Annotated in this window: 14 protein-coding genes; 2 read left to right on the top strand and 12 right to left on the bottom strand. The window is 65.4% G+C overall.

Annotation, left to right across the window (positions count from 1 at the left end; all coding sequences use genetic code 11):
- Positions 1-72 precede the first annotated feature (72 nt).
- Positions 73-1,065: an ATP-binding protein gene (locus tag P6U29_RS20745; protein ID WP_407119234.1), complete on the top strand. Its 993-nt coding sequence runs from the start codon at positions 73-75 to the stop codon at positions 1,063-1,065.
- 173 nt (positions 1,066-1,238) lie between these two features.
- Here the strand turns inward: P6U29_RS20745 and P6U29_RS20740 are convergent, their stop codons facing one another.
- Complete coding sequence (locus P6U29_RS20740) at positions 1,239-2,603, bottom strand: peptidoglycan DD-metalloendopeptidase family protein (RefSeq protein ID WP_407119233.1); 1,365 nt, start codon at positions 2,601-2,603, stop codon at positions 1,239-1,241.
- A gap of 109 nt (positions 2,604-2,712) precedes the next feature.
- The gene (locus P6U29_RS20735) at positions 2,713-3,363 is read right to left on the bottom strand and encodes a protein-L-isoaspartate(D-aspartate) O-methyltransferase (RefSeq protein ID WP_407119232.1); all 651 of its coding nucleotides are present in this window, start codon (positions 3,361-3,363) and stop codon (positions 2,713-2,715) included.
- 231 nt (positions 3,364-3,594) lie between these two features.
- Here P6U29_RS20735 and P6U29_RS20730 point away from each other — a divergent pair, with 231 nt between their 5' ends.
- Positions 3,595-3,966, top strand: coding sequence for a response regulator (locus tag P6U29_RS20730; protein ID WP_027576223.1), 372 nt, complete (start codon positions 3,595-3,597; stop codon positions 3,964-3,966).
- Here P6U29_RS20730 and surE read toward each other — a convergent pair.
- The 10 genes from surE to P6U29_RS20680 form a co-directional block, all read right to left on the bottom strand.
- Entirely contained in the window at positions 3,963-4,736 is a 774-nt protein-coding gene (gene surE / locus P6U29_RS20725) for a 5'/3'-nucleotidase SurE (RefSeq protein WP_407119231.1), read from the bottom strand. The genes P6U29_RS20730 and surE overlap by 4 nt on opposite strands.
- 107 nt (positions 4,737-4,843) lie before the next feature.
- Positions 4,844-5,206 carry a hypothetical protein gene (locus tag P6U29_RS20720; protein ID WP_407119230.1) on the bottom strand — a complete coding sequence of 121 codons (363 nt, stop codon included), beginning with the start codon at positions 5,204-5,206 and terminating at the stop codon, positions 4,844-4,846.
- A gap of 61 nt (positions 5,207-5,267) precedes the next feature.
- A complete protein-coding gene (gene serS, locus P6U29_RS20715) occupies positions 5,268-6,599 on the bottom strand; it encodes a serine--tRNA ligase (RefSeq protein ID WP_407119229.1) in 1,332 nt (443 codons plus the stop codon).
- Positions 6,600-6,797: 198 nt separating this feature from the next.
- Positions 6,798-7,610: a twin-arginine translocase subunit TatC gene (gene tatC, locus P6U29_RS20710; protein WP_407119228.1), complete on the bottom strand. Its 813-nt coding sequence runs from the start codon at positions 7,608-7,610 to the stop codon at positions 6,798-6,800.
- A complete protein-coding gene (gene tatB, locus P6U29_RS20705; protein ID WP_407119227.1) occupies positions 7,607-8,101 on the bottom strand; it encodes a Sec-independent protein translocase protein TatB in 495 nt (164 codons plus the stop codon). The genes tatC and tatB overlap by 4 nt, the downstream gene beginning before the upstream one ends.
- A gap of 89 nt (positions 8,102-8,190) precedes the next feature.
- Entirely contained in the window at positions 8,191-8,424 is a 234-nt protein-coding gene (locus P6U29_RS20700) for a twin-arginine translocase TatA/TatE family subunit (protein ID WP_018642198.1), read from the bottom strand.
- A 164-nt stretch (positions 8,425-8,588) separates the two neighbouring features.
- The gene (scpB, locus tag P6U29_RS20695; RefSeq protein ID WP_407119226.1) at positions 8,589-9,353 is read right to left on the bottom strand and encodes an SMC-Scp complex subunit ScpB; all 765 of its coding nucleotides are present in this window, start codon (positions 9,351-9,353) and stop codon (positions 8,589-8,591) included.
- A gap of 21 nt (positions 9,354-9,374) precedes the next feature.
- The gene (locus tag P6U29_RS20690) at positions 9,375-10,214 is read right to left on the bottom strand and encodes a ScpA family protein (RefSeq protein WP_028179491.1); all 840 of its coding nucleotides are present in this window, start codon (positions 10,212-10,214) and stop codon (positions 9,375-9,377) included.
- Positions 10,211-11,239 carry a beta-N-acetylhexosaminidase gene (nagZ, locus tag P6U29_RS20685; protein WP_407119225.1) on the bottom strand — a complete coding sequence of 343 codons (1,029 nt, stop codon included), beginning with the start codon at positions 11,237-11,239 and terminating at the stop codon, positions 10,211-10,213. Before nagZ ends, P6U29_RS20690 begins: the two co-directional genes overlap by 4 nt.
- A gap of 46 nt (positions 11,240-11,285) precedes the next feature.
- On the bottom strand, positions 11,286-12,869 hold the full coding sequence (locus tag P6U29_RS20680) for an SPOR domain-containing protein (RefSeq protein WP_407119376.1): 1,584 nt from the start codon (positions 12,867-12,869) through the stop codon (positions 11,286-11,288).
- Positions 12,870-12,943 lie beyond the last annotated feature (74 nt).

Here is a 12,943-nt window from a genome sequence, read left to right as displayed (position 1 = left end):
AGACCGCCCTTTTGGGCCACCTTGCGGCGGGCCGTGAGGCCCGATAAGGCTGCGTTCTCAGGAACTTCGGACATGCCCAAAAACCATAGCAAAAGCCCGGCCGGCAAAGGCCCCCGCACCCCTGCCAGCAAGCCCGCCCGCGTCGCGGCAAAACGCCCCACGGCAGCCTCCAACGCCATCGCCAAGACAGCCCCGGACCTCTCCCAGGAGCGCATCGTCCGCGCGCTGGAGACCATTGCGGCGCACCTCTCTGCCCAGGGCAGGCCGGCGGTCGAGGCCGAGTCGTTCGAGCGGGCGGATGCCTATGTCTGGCACCCGGACGGGCGCCTTGCGGCCGTACCACTGGTCAGCCGCGTCGAGCTGTTCCTGCTGAAGGGCGTCGACCGGATGCGCGACATCCTGATGGAGAACACCGAGCGTTTCGCCAACGGCCTGCCGGCCAATAACGCCCTGCTGTGGGGCGCACGCGGCATGGGCAAGTCGTCGCTGGTGAAGGCGGCGCATGCCAGCATCAACGCGGAGCGCAAACGCGCCGACAAGCTCAAGCTGATCGAGATCCACCGCGAGGACGTCGAGAGCCTGCCGGCGCTGATGGAGCAGCTGCGGGCCTCCTCCTTCCGCTTCATCGTGTTCTGCGACGACCTCTCCTTCGACGGTAACGATGCCTCATACAAGTCGCTCAAGGCCGTGCTCGAAGGCGGCATCGAAGGCCGGCCCGAGAACGTCATCCTCTACGCCACCTCCAATCGCCGCCATCTGCTGGCGCGCGAGATGATCGAGAACGAGCGGTCCACCGCGATCAATCCCGGCGAAGCGGTCGAGGAGAAGGTCTCGCTGTCGGATCGCTTCGGCCTCTGGCTCGGCTTTCACCGCTGCAGCCAGGACGAATACCTCGCCATGGTGCGCGGCTATTGCGGCCATTTCGACATCAAGATCGATGACGAGGCGCTGGAGCGCGAAGCGCTGGAATGGTCGACCACGCGTGGCTCGCGCTCTGGCCGCGTCGCCTGGCAGTTCGTGCAGGAGCTGGCCGGACGGCTGGGCGTGAGGCTGACGGCGCGGTAACTGAAGCGCAGCCACACCGACAACTGTCATTCCCCGCGACGGCGGGGAATCCAGTACGCCGCGGCTTGTCGGCTTAACAATTGGCGTCTCTGGCATACTGCATCGCCCGGTCAAGCCGGGCGACGACAGTGTGCATGTGGTGATGGCCTGGCCCTGCTCCGCGGGCCCTCACCTCACGCCCCATTCAGGAATTGAAGCGGGTCAACCGGGCTCGATCCCTTGCGGATCTCGAAGTGGAGCTGCGGCGACGCCACCTCCCCGGATTGACCCGACTTGGCAATGACCTGGCCGCGCTTGATGGTATCGCCGCGCTTCACCAACAGCTCACTCGCATGGGCATATGCGGTGACGTAGCCGTTGGAGTGCCGAACCAGGACCAGATTGCCGTAACCTTTCAGCTCGTTGCCGGAATAGGCGACGACGCCGTCTTCAGCCGCCTTGACCGGCGTCCCCTCGGGCACCGCGACATTGATGCCGTCATTGGACTTGCCATTGGTCTTGGCGCCGTAGCTCGTGACCACCTTGCCGCGGACCGGCCAGCGGAAGGTCGGCAGCGCGCCGGTGGCCTCCGCAGCCTTCGCCGGTGTCTCGGCGGGCTTCTCTTCGACATTGGCCGTGGCCTGAGCCAGGCGCGCGCTCTGCATGGGCGCGGCGGCAGTGGCCATCTTGGTGGCCGGCGCCGGAGCAGCCGCAACAGGCTGGAGCGTTCCAGCCACGGGAGCAGCCCCGACCGGAGCCGCAGCAACCGGCGCCGCGACGGCCGCGGTCCTGGCGCCCGGTACGGTCAGCCTAGTGCCGAGCTTGAGTTTTGCAGACGGGTCGAGGCCGTTGGCACGGGCGAGTTCAGCGGCCGAGATGTGGTTCTTGCGGGCGATGCTGGCGAGCGTATCGCCGGCATTGACGAAGTGGGTGCTCGACGGTGCACCAACCGGCTTCGCTGCGGGCGCCGACGCGACGGGTGCCGACGCGGGGGCGGCAGCCGTCGCCGGATGCGGGATGATCAGCTGCTGGCCGGGCGAGAGCGCCCGCGGGCCCTTGTAGCCATTGGCGGCAAGGATCGCCTGCGGCGTGACGTGATAGCGTTTGGCGAGCACGTCGAGCGTATCGCTGGTGCCGACAATGATCTTGGTCCCGGCCGGTTGGGCGGCCGCAACCGAGCGCGGCGGCACCGTGGCAGTGGTTTCGAGATGCGGCTGTGCCGGAGGCGCATAGGAGCTGACGCCGCGCCCGCCACCGGACACGCCGCCTCCCGCAACCGGATAGGATTGCGGCGCGGACACCGCCGGCGGTGGCAAGGGCTGCGACTGGTAGTAACCGGGCTGCGTCTGCGGCCGCGCATATTGCGGCAGCTCACGCTGGGGCGGCGGCGCCTGCTGCACCGACCCCGTCTGTTCGGAAGCGAAGGGATTGGAAAAATTTGACTGGGACAGCCGCGACGACATGTCGGCGCTGCACCCTGCAAAGCTGAAGGAGATCAGCGCCAGCACCGCGACCTGCGGCACGCGGCGCGAGTAAAGCAACTCGGCGACAGCGGACATGGTTACTCACTCGTACGCAACAGAACTGGTGTTTTAAGTAAACACGCGCCGAGTAAATAACGGCTTAACCCTCGCAATAAGATATTGGCGGCACTGCCGATCCGGGATTCTACAGCTCCCGCGCTACGCCGGGCAGTGCCGGCACGAAGCGGACCTCGACGAGTTCTTTGCGCTCGATCCCGGTTTCGCTGCGGGTCAGGCGGGTCAACGTCTGTACGCCCTGATGCGGGCCGACGGGGGCGATCAGGATGCCCCCGACCTCGAGCCGCTCGACCAGGTTCTCCGGAATCTGCTCCATCGCGGCGGTGACGATGATGCGATCGAACGGACCGATATTGGGCGGCAGGTTGAGACCGTCGCCGAGCATCACCTCGACATTGTGACAATCGAGCTTTTCGAGCCGGGCGCGTGCCGTGTCGGCGAGCTTGCGATAGCGCTCGACGGTCAGCACCTGGCCGGCGAGCCGCGACAGCACGGCAGCCTGGTAGCCGGAGCCAGTGCCGATTTCGAGCACCCGGTGCTGTTTCTGGAGCTGGAGCTGCTCGGTCATGTAGGCGACGACGAACGGCTGGCTGATGGTCTGGCCGCAGGCGATCGGCAGCGCGCTGTCACGATAGGCGCCGCCGCGATCGGCCTCGTCGACGAAAAGCTCGCGCGGCACCTCCTCCATGGTCCGCAGCACGGCCTGATCGCTGATGCCGCGACGCCTCAGCGTCAGCTGAAACATCATCTTTTCCGGCGGTTGCTGATGGGAGGTCATTGCTGCTGCTGTTGTTGATCTCGTCAGGCGGATCGCCGTACTGCACCGCAAGAACCCGAGACGAGAATCTTGTTCCGGCTCAGGAACTCATGATAGCCTTTCGGCGCAGCATTTGACCACAATCGGTCTATCAACGCGCTAAGCCATTTGCAGGTTTGGGTTCGCCGAAACGCGCATTGCGTCGCTTATCGTTATCTGCGAACGTTCGCGAGAATGGGCAAGGACTCACCAATGACTGCGACAGGGCTTTCGGGCCGCTCTGTTTTCCTCGTCGAAGACGAGGTCATGATCAGAATGATGGTCGCGGACATGCTAGAGGAGCTCGGCTACAAGGTTGCCGCCGAAGCGGGCGATATCACCGAGGCCATGCGGCTTGCACAATCCACCGAGTTCGACCTCGCCATTCTGGACGTCAACGTCAACGGCAAGGTCATTTCGCCAGTGGCCGATGTCATCATGGCGAAGGGCTGCCCGTTCATCTTCGCCACTGGTTACGGCTCCTCCGGCTTGCCCGAACAGTACCGCGACCGGCCGGCGCTCCAAAAGCCGTTTCAACTCGACGCGCTCGGCAAGACCATCGAAGCCGCGCTTCGCGGCGGCTAGCCCTGTTTCAGCATGAGGCTCAGCTCTTCCGAAAACGTCTCGTCGGTGCGGTCGAGCCTGAGCGGGGTGACCGAGACGTAGCGCTCGCGCAGCGCTGCGAGATCGGTGCCATCGGCGGGCGTGTCGAGCATCGCGGTGCGTTCGAAGCCGATCCAGAAATAGGGATTGCCGCGGCCGTCCTTGCGCTCGTCGATCCTGAGGAAGCCGAGATTGCGCTTGCCTTGCCGCGTGACGCGGATGCCCAACACATCCTCCGGCGCGCAGGACGGGAAGTTGATGTTGATGACGGTATCTTTCGGAACGCCGGCGGCGATCACCTTGCGCAGGATATCGGGCCCGAATTTGCGCGCGGTGTCCCATGGCGGCCGTTCACGGGTCTCGACACTGAACTCCTGCGACAATGCGAATGACGGGAGCCCTAAGATGGTGCCCTCCAACGCGCCAGCGATGGTACCGGAGTAGACGACGTCCTCGGCGACGTTGCGGCCCTTGTTGACACCGGACAGCACGATATCAGGCAGCTTGGCACCCAGGATATGGCGGGCTCCCATGATGACGCAGTCCGTCGGCGTGCCGCGCACCGCAAAGTGCCGCGGGCCGACCTCGCGCAGGCGCAAGGGATCGTTCAGCGACAGCGAATGCGACACGCCGGACTGGTCAAGTTCGGGCGCCACCACCCAGACGTCGTCGGACAAGGCGCGCGCGATCTCCTCCACGACCTTGAGGCCGGGAGCGTGGATGCCGTCGTCATTGGTGCAGAGAATGCGCATGCGAGAGAGTTCGATTCCTGAAAGCCGGTCTGAGCCGTCTTATCCGGCTAGGGCCGATCAGGCAAACCGGACGATTGCGTCCAGCGGCAGGTTCCGGTCCGGTCGTGTTAGCGGCGGATGCGCCATTGCGGCAGGAAGCGCGCCAGGCGGCCTTCTGCACGCAGCCGCATCGCCGGCACGACCGGACTAACGGCGGGAGTTTCGATCACGCCGAGCGCCTCCAGCTGCGCGACGAACGGGTCAGAGCCTGGTGCCTGCGGAAAGCGTTCGCGCGCCACCATCAGCGCCTTGTCGAAGTCAGCAACGTTGACGCCGGGCTTGGCCCGTCGGCTCTGCACGAGATCATCGTCCCAGAGCCGCGCGATCTCGATGTCGAGCACGCCGCGGAGGCGTTGATCGATGGCCTGAATCCCCGCACCCGTCACGGCCCATTGTCGGCCGACCCAGAAGATATCGCGGTGCAAGGCCATGAGCGGTGGGTTCGCGTTGACGGGCGCCGGCAGGATAGCCGGCCACCCGATCTTCGCAACCCTACTCCCGCGCGATCACCTTCTGCCCGCCCATATAGGACTGGAGCACGTCTGGCACCGCGATCGAGCCATCCTCCTGCTGATAGGTCTCCATCACCGCGATCAGCGCGCGGCCGAGCGCGGTGCCGGAGCCGTTCAGCGTGTGGACGAAGCGCGGCTTGCCGTCGGGTCCGCGCGAGCGCGCGTCCATGCGCCGCGCCTGGAAGTCGCCGCAAACCGAGCAGCTCGAGATCTCGCGGAACATGCCGCCATCGCCCTGCCCTGGCATCCAGACCTCGATGTCGTAGGTTTTTTGCGACGAGAAGCCCATATCCCCTGCGCACAGCGTCATCACACGGTAATGCAGGTCGAGCTGGCGCAGCACTTCCTCCGCACAAGCGAGCATCCGTTCCAGCTCGTCCTTGCTCGTCTCCGGCGTCGTGATCGACACCAGCTCCACCTTGGTGAACTGGTGCTGGCGGATCATACCGCGGGTGTCACGCCCTGCGGCACCCGCCTCCGCACGGAAGCACGGCGTCAGCGCAGTCAGCCGCATCGGCAGTTGCTTCTCGTCGAGGATGGATTCGCGCACGAGGTTGGTGAGCGCCACCTCCGCCGTCGGAATGATGCCGAGACGCTCGGTCCGCAACTGCTCCAGGTCGGGTGCGGCAAGCAATTCGCCCTTGATCGCCCAGAACTGGTCGTCCTCGAACTTCGGCAATTGTCCCGTGCCGAACATGATCTCGTTGCGCACCAGCAGCGGCGGATTGATCTCGGTATAGCCGTGCTCGTCGATGTGCAAATTCAGCATGAACTGGCCGAGCGCGCGTTCGAGTCGCGCCAGCCCCTTCTTCAGCACGACGAAGCGCGCGCCGGAGAGCTTTGCCGCCGTCTCGAAATCCATGTCGCCGAGCGCCCCGCCGAGATCGTCATGGGGTTTTGGCGCGAAGGCGTAATTGCGCCGGTTGCCGAAGACATGGCGTTGCACATTGCCGTGCTCGTCGACGCCGTCGGGCACTTCGCCGAGCGGCAGATTGGGGATCGCCGACAACGCCGTCGCAAGCTCCTCGTCGGCGGCTTTCGCGGCGGCTTCGAGCTCCGGCATCGTGGTCTTAAGCTCTGCGACTTCAGCCATCAGCTTCGCCGCACGCGCTTCGTCCTTCGCCTTCTTGGCGTCGCCGATCTCCTTGGACGCCGCGTTGCGCCGCGCCTGCGCCTGCTCCGAAGCCAAGATCGCCGCGCGCCGCCTCTCGTCAATCGCCAGCAGCGAGGCCGACATCGGCTTCAATCCGCGCCGTGCGAGGCCGGCGTCGAAGGCTTGCGGATTGTCGCGGATCGATTTGATGTCGTGCATGGCCGTGGTCCTGGATCAGCGCGCAAACATATAACGGCGAACGTTGTAAGTTTGCTTTGGCGCGCTTCCCCCTAGCACAGCTGTCATCATCCGCGAAGGCGGATGATCCAGTATTCCAGAGACGGTCATGGTTCTTCGAGAGGGCGCGGCGTACTGGATTCCCCGCTTACGCGGGGAATGACAGCCGGGGTCGGGCCCCTACTCGGCCGGCTTGGCGGGCGTCGATACGTTGGTGCCGGTGGCTTGCGCCGAGGCCGCGGCCTTCTTCTCCACCATCGCCACCGCGATGATCGAGCCCTCGTACAGCGCCAGCAAGGGGATCGCGAGCGAGCACTGGCTGAGCACGTCGGGCGGCGTCAGCACGGCCGCGATCACGAAGGCGATGACGATGAAATAGCGGCGCTTCTCGCGCAGCATCTTCGAGGTGATGATGCCGATGCGGCCGAGAAGAGTCAGGATCACCGGGAGCTGGAAGGCAATTCCGAAGGCGAAGATCAGCGACATCATCAGCGACAGATATTCGCCGACCTTGGGCAAGAGCTGGATTTGCGCGGTCTCGTCGCTGCCGGCCTGCTGCATGCCAAGCGAGAAGCGCACCAGCATCGGCAGCACGACGAAATAGACCAGCGCCGCGCCCAGCACGAAGAAGAACGGGGTTGCGACCAGGTACGGCAGGAAGGCCTGCTTCTCGTGCTTGTACAGCCCGGGCGCAACGAACTTGTAGATCTGTGTCGCGACGATGGGGAACGAGATGAAGCCGGCGCCGAACAGCGCGAGCTTCAGCTGAGTGATGAAATATTCCAGCAGCGCCGTGTAGATGAACTTCGAATTCTCGGGACCTGCGACCCACACGAACGGCCAGACCAGCACGTTGTAGATCTGCTTGGCGAAGAAGAAGCAGAAGATGAAGGCAACGCCAAAGCCGAGCAGCGCCTTGATCAGCCGCGAGCGCAGCTCGATCAGGTGGTCCATCAGCGGGGCTTTGCTGGCCTCGATATCGGCGTCGGTCATGACGCTTTGGCGTCCTTGATCGCTTCGGGTGGCGCGGTGTCCTGCGCAACCGGCGCCTGTTCGACCTCGCGGGTGATCGCGAGCGGCTCGTTCGCAGCCGCATGCGCCTCGGCCTCCACAAAAGTCGCGGGCGTCGGCGCTTCCGGAGTAGTCGGGCTAACAGGGGGTTCGGCAGCTGTGGTGGCAGGCGTCTCGGCCGGCTTGTCCAGCGCATCGACGCGCAGCGCGTCGCTGACGTCCTTCTGGAGCGAGGTCAACGGATTGAACCCTGTGGCGGCCTCCTTGACCTCGTCAAAGCTCTTCTTGAGGTCGGCCATCTCGGCCTCGCGCATCGCCTCCTGAAACTGGCCCTGGAATTCGGCGGCCATCCTGCGGGCCTTGCCCATCCACTGCCCGACCATGCGCAGCACGCCCGGCAGCTCTTTCGGGCCGATGGCGATCAGGGCCACGACCCCGATGAGGACCAGTTCACTCCACCCGATGTCGAACATGAGGTCTTCCGTTCACGCGAAGCCGCGGCCGGCCCAATCCCATGCGCGCAGGATCGGGGCCGCTACCCGTGTCTCGCGTGCTCTCTGGCTCAGACGGCCTTGCTGCCGACGTCGGACCGTGCCGCGGTCGGCGCAGCATTGTGCTCGATCGACTTGGCCGGCTCGGGCTTCTCGGCGGGCTTGTCGTCGTCCTGCATGCCCTTCTTGAACGCCTTGATGCCCTGCGCCACGTCGCCCATCAGATCCGAAATCTTGCCGCGGCCGAACAGCAGCAGGACCACTGCGATCACCAAGATCCAGTGCCAAATGCTGAGTGAACCCATCCTGCAACCCTCCAAACGCGCATGGCCGGGGACCCGGCCGATCTTCACCGAAACCTAGGCTTGGCAGGGCTCAAAAACAAGGACCAAGGCAGGGCCAATTCGCTGTCGGCGCTACGCAATTTTGCTAGTGTTAACCGGTCGCCGGGCCCGTAAACGAGCGGGCATCACTCCTCGCTGCCGCCCTCGCTGCCACCTTCGCCGCCGCCATCATTGCCGCTTTTCGGCGTCTCGGGCTCGACCGCAGGCGCCAGCGCAAGATCGAGGTCCTCGCCCGGTTCCAACGGATCCTCGTCCTCGCGCAGAGCCGGGTCATCGGACGGCGTTGGCACGCTAAATCCGGTGGGCAGGCGCGAATCCAGGAGGCCCGTGCCCTTCAGCTCTTCCAGGCCCGGCAAGTCGCCGAGCTGTTCCAGGGTGAACTGCGACAGGAACTCCTCGGTGGTTCCGAAGGTGAGCGGACGGCCCGGCGTCTTGCGACGGCCGCGCGGCTTGATCCAGCCGGTCTCCAGCAGCACGTCGAGCGTGCCCTTTGAGGTGACAACACCGCGGATCTCCTCGATCTCGGCCCGCGTCACCGGCTGGTGATAGGCGATGATCGCCAGCACCTCGATCGCGGCGCGCGACAGGCGGCGGGTCTCAGTGCTCTCCCGCGTCATCAGCCAGGCCAGATCGCCGGCGGTGCGGAACGTCCATTTGTTGGCGACGCGAACGAGGTTCACGCCGCGTGAGGCATAATCGGCCTGCAATTGCTCGAGCGCGGCCTTGACGTCGACGCCCTCGGGCATGCGCTTGGCAAGCGTCGCGGTATCCAGCGGTTCACTCGACGCGAACAGCAGCGCCTCCAGCAGCCGCAATTCTTCGGGACGTGCCTGGGATTCATTCTCCATCGGCTCGGCCTCTTCTACCCGCACTTCAGCCAGACTTGCCATGGCAGATTCTCCTTCTTGCACTTAAGCGACCGGCGCATCAGGCGCAGGAGCTGCGTCCGGGACCGGTTTTGGGCGCCCCTTCCGGAAATAGATCGGCGCAAATGCCTCTTTCTGGTTCAGCTCGAGCTGACCTTCGCGCACCAATTCGAGCGCGGCGGCAAAGCTCGAGGCGAACACCGTCGCGCGCTGCGTCGGATCGGCGACATGGCGGATCAGGAAGTCGTCGAGCACGCCCCAGTCGTCCTGTTCATTGAGGCTGCCGACCAGCCGCTCCAGCGTGGCGCGCGCCTCAGCGAGCGACCACACCGTGCGCTTGGCCAGATGCACGCTCGCCAGCACGCGCGACTGGCGCTGCGCGGCATAGGCGGTGAGCAGGTCGTACAGCGTCGCCGTGTATTTCGGATGCTTGATCTCCGCGATCTGCTCGGGCTCGCCGCGCGGGAAGATGTCGCGCTGCAATTGCGGCCTGTTCATCAGCCGGTTGGCGGCTTCGCGAATGGCCTCCAGCCGGCGCAGGCGGTTGGCGAGCGCCGTCGCCATCTGCTCCGCGCTCGGGCCTTCCGCGCTCGGCGGCTCCGGCAGCAGCAGGCGCGACTTCAGGAAGGCAAGCCAGGCCGCCATGACCAGGTAGTCGGCGGCAAGCTCGAGCCGAATCTTTCGCGCGGCCTCGATGAAGTGGAGATATTGGTCGGCCAGCGCCAGGATCGAGATCTTGGCGAGGTCGACCTTCTGCTGCCGCGCCAGTGCGAGCAAGAGGTCGAGCGGGCCCTCATAGCCCTCGACGTCCACCACCAACGCCGGCTCACCCTCGGCGAGCTCTGCGGGCCGCCCGGTTTCAAACGATAGGATTTCTGCGGTCATGCCGATGCCGTGTTTGCCCGTGCGATCAATACGTCCAGTTCGGCGCGCGCGGCCACGCGGTCGAATGGCTGCGGCGGCTTGCGTGCGGCGAGCGCGGCGTTCGCCCGCACCAGTGCTCTGCCGGACAGTTCAGGTGTCTGGCCGGCGACGTCGCGCATCTCCTCGATGTTGCCGTTGCAATGCAGGGCCACGTCGCAGCCGGCCGCGAAGATGGCGCGGGTCCGCTCAGCGATATTTCCCGACAGCGCGTTCATCGACACGTCATCGCTCATTAACAAACCCTGGAACCCGATTGCGCCGCGAATCACGTCAGCAATCATTGTCGCAGATGTCGTCGCCGGATGGGCGGGGTCGACCGCGCTAAACACAACATGTGCAGTCATGGCCATCGGCAGGTCCGAAAGCGGTTTGAACGCCGCGAAATCGGTGCGTTCCAGCTCGTCCCGGGGCGTATCGACGGTCGGCAGCTTGAAGTGGGTGTCGGCGGTTGCCCGGCCATGACCGGGAATGTGCTTGAGAACCGGCAGCACGCCGCCCTGCTCCAGCCCCTCAGTGACCGCGCGGGCAATCGCCGCGACCTTGCGCGGCTCGGTGCCGTAGGCCCGGTTGCCGATGACCGCGTCAGCGCCCGGCACCGGCACGTCGGCTAGCGGCAGGCAATCCACGGTGATGCCGAGTTCGGCAAGATCGGCCGCGATCAGGCGGGCACTGAGGCGTGCGGCAGTGAGGCCGAGCGCCGAATCAGTGTCGTACAAATTCGCGAATACAGCCCCCGGCGGATAGACCGGCCAGTGCGGCGGGCCCAGCCGCTGCACCCGTCCACCCTCCTGATCGATCAGGACCGGGGCATCGGGAGCATTGGCCACCGCCCGCAATTCTGCAACCAATGCAGCAACTTGCGCTGGTGTCGCGACGTTGCGCTTGAAGAGGATGAAGCCCCATGGGCGTTCGGCACGGATAAACTCCCGCTCGGCGGCGGTCAGTTCCGTTCCGGATACGCCGGTAATGAAGGCCCGCGTGCTCATAACGGCCGATTAACCCTGCCCCGCGAGGGGGTCAAGGAAACGGCCATTAATTCCTCTGGACGAAGCAGGCCGACAGGCCTGCAGACTTCAGGCTGTTGCAAGCCTGCGTCGCCTCCTCGGCCGAAGCGTAGGGACCAGCGAAGGCGCGGTAGACGATCCCCTTGCCCTTGTCGGTCAGATCGACCCGCTTGATCACCGGCGAACGGGAGCCGAGCACGCTGCTGTACTTGCTCTGAAGCACCCGGTAGGACGCGGCGGCACTGTCCTCACTCTGCTGCGAGGAGACCTGCACGATGTAGCCGCCGCCGCTGCTGGTGGGCGCGATTTGCGTCGGGTTGGTGGCAGCCATCCGCTGCGGCGGCTCGGCCGTCGGTCCCGATTGCGGCGCGAGCGACAGGGGCTGGTTGACGCTGGCATTGGCCGAGGTCGGCGGATTGCGCGGGGCCGCCGGTGCGGCGGGCGCGGCGACAGGCTTCGGCGCCGCAGCCGTCGGCTTGGCGGCCGCCGATTGCGGCATGGTGCTGTCAGTCTGATCGCCCTTCACGGCCACTGTCCTGATCGGACGCGGCGAATTGTTCGGCAGCGTGCCGTTGCTCGGAGTCGGCCCTGCGCTCGGCGGCGGCACCGTCGAGGGCGACACGCTCGCCACCGACGGCGGGTTCGCATTCTGGTTCAGCGGCGGGAACACCACGCGGGGGCCGCCCGCCCTGGCGTTGACGTCGACAGGCGCCTCCTCGCGCGGCACGATCTTTTCAGTGCCGTCACCGCTGACCATGCGATCCGGCACTTTGGCCGCGGAGTCCGTCGGAGCCGGCACGATCTTGGTCGGCGTGTTGTCAGCCTTGATGATAGGCGGCTCGCCGCTGCGAGGCGAGCCGATATAGGTCTTGTAAGCGAACGCCGCACCGGTGCCGACCACGGCAAGTGCGAAGATCGCCGCGACCGTTATCATGCCACCGCGCTGCTTCTTCGGCTCCTCGACTTCGGCCTCGGGATAGTCGCTTTGGTACGCGTAAGGGTCGTCTGGATAAGCCGGCTCGCGTTGATAGTCCTGATCGCCTGTCTCCAAGCGACCGTAGAGCGCATCGTCGTAGCGCGATGGATCAGGCTGCGCATACGGCTCCTGATACGCCTGCTCCTGGTGAGCCTGACCGTGCTGCTGGTAGGCCTGTCCCTGATAAGCCTGATCTTGATAGGAGTGATCCTGATAGGAGTGATCCTGATAGGCTTGGGGCTGGTGAACAACAGGCTCCGGCGCGGCAGGCTTCGCGGAATAGCGATGCAGCGGGTGAACCGGGGTTACCGTGACGGGATAGTCAGGTTCCGGCGCGGGTGCCGGGTGCGGCTGCACGTTGGCGCGCCGCATCCATGAAGGCGGGCCGGGCGGCGGCAGGGCCTGCTCGGCATAGCCTTGCTGATCATCATCCTGGCGGTAATCGTCTTGATGATAGCTCTGGGCGGGCGCTGCCGGCGGGCGGGCAGTCGACTTCCCCTGCGCTGCGAACGGATCAGTCTGTCCGATCAGACGGGCGAGCTCGGCCAAGGGATCATTTTCCGCCTTCCCATGCTGATCGCCACCGCGACCATAGTCATCGGAAGGAAGCGGTCTGTCCTGATATCGTTCGGCCATCGTGATGATGCGTCCCTTCGGGAAAGCCGCGCGCCCCTCGACCAAGGCACGGCTTTCGACCCACAAGGCTTTCA

The organism is Bradyrhizobium sp. LMG 9283, assembly GCF_045571415.1.
Classification (GTDB): Bacteria; Pseudomonadota; Alphaproteobacteria; order Rhizobiales; family Xanthobacteraceae; genus Bradyrhizobium.
The sequence above is the reverse complement of the archived record's forward strand: the minus strand, read 5'-3'. Positions and strand labels throughout refer to the sequence as shown.

Excerpts from the sequence above, each read along its gene's own strand:
- P6U29_RS20745 (WP_407119234.1), top strand. The coding sequence starts at position 73 with ATGCCCAAAAACCATAGCAAAAGCCCGGCCGGCAAAGGCCCCCGCACC.
- P6U29_RS20740 (WP_407119233.1), bottom strand. The coding sequence starts at position 2,603 with ATGTCCGCTGTCGCCGAGTTGCTTTACTCGCGCCGCGTGCCGCAGGTC.
- P6U29_RS20735 (WP_407119232.1), bottom strand. The coding sequence starts at position 3,363 with ATGACCTCCCATCAGCAACCGCCGGAAAAGATGATGTTTCAGCTGACG.
- P6U29_RS20730 (WP_027576223.1), top strand. The coding sequence starts at position 3,595 with ATGACTGCGACAGGGCTTTCGGGCCGCTCTGTTTTCCTCGTCGAAGAC.
- surE (WP_407119231.1), bottom strand. The coding sequence starts at position 4,736 with ATGCGCATTCTCTGCACCAATGACGACGGCATCCACGCTCCCGGCCTC.
- P6U29_RS20720 (WP_407119230.1), bottom strand. The coding sequence starts at position 5,206 with ATGGCCTTGCACCGCGATATCTTCTGGGTCGGCCGACAATGGGCCGTG.
- serS (WP_407119229.1), bottom strand. The coding sequence starts at position 6,599 with ATGCACGACATCAAATCGATCCGCGACAATCCGCAAGCCTTCGACGCC.
- tatC (WP_407119228.1), bottom strand. The coding sequence starts at position 7,610 with ATGACCGACGCCGATATCGAGGCCAGCAAAGCCCCGCTGATGGACCAC.
- tatB (WP_407119227.1), bottom strand. The coding sequence starts at position 8,101 with ATGTTCGACATCGGGTGGAGTGAACTGGTCCTCATCGGGGTCGTGGCC.
- P6U29_RS20700 (WP_018642198.1), bottom strand. The coding sequence starts at position 8,424 with ATGGGTTCACTCAGCATTTGGCACTGGATCTTGGTGATCGCAGTGGTC.
- scpB (WP_407119226.1), bottom strand. The coding sequence starts at position 9,353 with ATGGCAAGTCTGGCTGAAGTGCGGGTAGAAGAGGCCGAGCCGATGGAG.
- P6U29_RS20690 (WP_028179491.1), bottom strand. The coding sequence starts at position 10,214 with ATGACCGCAGAAATCCTATCGTTTGAAACCGGGCGGCCCGCAGAGCTC.
- nagZ (WP_407119225.1), bottom strand. The coding sequence starts at position 11,239 with ATGAGCACGCGGGCCTTCATTACCGGCGTATCCGGAACGGAACTGACC.
- P6U29_RS20680 (WP_407119376.1), bottom strand. The coding sequence starts at position 12,869 with ATGGCCGAACGATATCAGGACAGACCGCTTCCTTCCGATGACTATGGT.